Raw genomic sequence first — 1,740 nt, 5'->3', positions numbered from 1 at the left:
TATAGAAGCACCTTTGTTCTATAAAAATTGCAGCAAGTTACCAATGTAATGGAAATACCTAAAATCTAGTATAACATAAAAAAATCCCCGCTCATAGTATTCTCTACAAGCGGGGAAATATTATTTCTGTTGGTTAGATAACCTGAGGGCTTCTGTCCAGAAGGCGTCCTCTTCGTCTATGTGTTCAGAGAATAACCAAACCTCTTGTATTTTGTCGTTCTCTACCCGATAGAGGTCGATGCCTCTCATTCGTATACTTTTGTTGAAGGCAAGGGCTTTAAAAGCGACGGCAGCAACTACCAAATGATTGTTTTCGGTGATATAATCAATTTGGTCAATAGCAAAAGTGCCTCCACTGAGCTGTGCCATTCTTCCTAAATGAGAGAATACAGCCTCTTTACCTTTGTAGCTACCTGAAATAGCCCCTTTCCCTGGTTGGTGCCATACTAAGTCATCGGCTAATAAACTGCCTACTTTCTCAAAATCTCCTTTAGCTAAGGAGACATAAAACTGATGTACAATTTCTGTTTTTGTCATTTTTATATGAATTTTTCTTTGTTATTTCACCGCAAAATTATACCTTTGTATCCAAACACACAAGTACTTACGAAAAAGTAAACACCTTACAAAAAAGTTAGAATTACTCAGTGTCAAATAGAAAAAATATTGCGATGAACGAAAAAAATATTAACAATGATTGTCCTGTATGGCGAACAATGCAAATAATGGGAAGCAAATGGGCAATGCTTATACTGTTTCATCTCAGTCAGCGCACACATCGTTATGGGGAACTAAAGCGTGCCATTCCACAAGTGAGTGAAAAAGTACTTAATGAAGAACTAAAAACGCTCTGTACTCATCAATTAGTAGCAAAAGTGAGTTATCCAGAAGTACCCCCACGAGTGGAGTATTCCCTTACAGATTTAGGTAAAGAAGCCTTACCTATCATAGAAGCGATTATCCGTTTTGGAAATGACCACTTGAAGAATAATTAATTCAACTTGCTAGTTGAATTAATTATTATCTTTGTCCTTAAAAAACATATTATGGAACTGCAAGTCGGAAAGAGCTATCGCTTGAAAAATGATATTTTCAACTTTAAAAAGGGTGAGGTTTGGCTGTTAGCAGATGGGGTCACCAAGCTTACTATGGCAAACACAATTTTGTATTCGTTAATGCGGAGAAATCTTATAGATATATGGTTTTACGAAATTCTTCAGATGAAGATATAGAAATAGGATGCCATTTGGATAGGTATTTTGAGGAAATTGAATAAGTTACTATATCAATAACTATCATCATCTATCTTAAAAAGTTCTAAAGCAATATGTGCACAAGCCTCGGCATCGGCTAAGGCGTGGTGATGTTGCTTTAAATCAAACCCAAAATAAGCGGATACAGTAAAAACAAGTCCGATACTGCATACACTGTTGCGGTATTGGTTGGCGGTTTCAAAGTCTAAGGCTGCGAAAGTATTCATTTTATCAAAGTAGTTTATTGATTGCAAAAGTAGTGAATAATTAGCTAATTAAAAAATCCCCGCTGAAAGAGAAATCTATCAGCGGGGATTCTTATAATTTTACTAGGTTTATAAATATTTCCCTGTGATACTATTGGCATTATTCTTTACTGTTTGAGGAGTGCCTTGAGCTACGATTCTTCCGCCTGCGGCACCGCCACCGGGACCCATATCGATAATATAATGAGCATTGCGAATGACGTCTAAATCGTGTTCAATCA

The 1,740-nt window shown here is 36.7% G+C and carries 3 protein-coding genes; 1 reads left to right on the top strand and 2 read right to left on the bottom strand.

Translation table 11 applies throughout. The features are described from left to right. Positions 1 to 120: 120 nt before the first annotated feature. The gene (locus Q0162_RS01065) at positions 121 to 537 is read right to left on the bottom strand and encodes a nuclear transport factor 2 family protein (RefSeq protein WP_297887759.1); all 417 of its coding nucleotides are present in this window, start codon (positions 535 to 537) and stop codon (positions 121 to 123) included. A 134-nt stretch (positions 538 to 671) separates the two neighbouring features. Here Q0162_RS01065 and Q0162_RS01060 point away from each other — a divergent pair, with 134 nt between their 5' ends. After that, positions 672 to 995 carry a helix-turn-helix domain-containing protein gene (locus tag Q0162_RS01060; protein WP_297887756.1) on the top strand — a complete coding sequence of 108 codons (324 nt, stop codon included), beginning with the start codon at positions 672 to 674 and terminating at the stop codon, positions 993 to 995. A gap of 290 nt (positions 996 to 1,285) precedes the next feature. On the opposite strand, the gene Q0162_RS01055 is transcribed toward Q0162_RS01060, so the two are convergent. Further along, positions 1,286 to 1,480 carry a hypothetical protein gene (locus Q0162_RS01055; protein ID WP_297887753.1) on the bottom strand — a complete coding sequence of 65 codons (195 nt, stop codon included), beginning with the start codon at positions 1,478 to 1,480 and terminating at the stop codon, positions 1,286 to 1,288. Between the last annotated feature and the right edge of the window lie 260 nt (positions 1,481 to 1,740).

The sequence above is a fragment of the uncultured Capnocytophaga sp. genome (assembly GCF_937936315.1).
Taxonomy (GTDB): Bacteria; Bacteroidota; Bacteroidia; order Flavobacteriales; family Flavobacteriaceae; genus Capnocytophaga.
This window is presented reverse-complemented; position numbering and strand designations above follow the sequence as displayed.

Coding starts and splice junctions, on each gene's coding strand:
- Q0162_RS01065 (WP_297887759.1), bottom strand. CDS start 537: ATGACAAAAACAGAAATTGTACATCAGTTTTATGTCTCCTTAGCTAAA.
- Q0162_RS01060 (WP_297887756.1), top strand. CDS start 672: ATGAACGAAAAAAATATTAACAATGATTGTCCTGTATGGCGAACAATG.
- Q0162_RS01055 (WP_297887753.1), bottom strand. CDS start 1,480: ATGAATACTTTCGCAGCCTTAGACTTTGAAACCGCCAACCAATACCGC.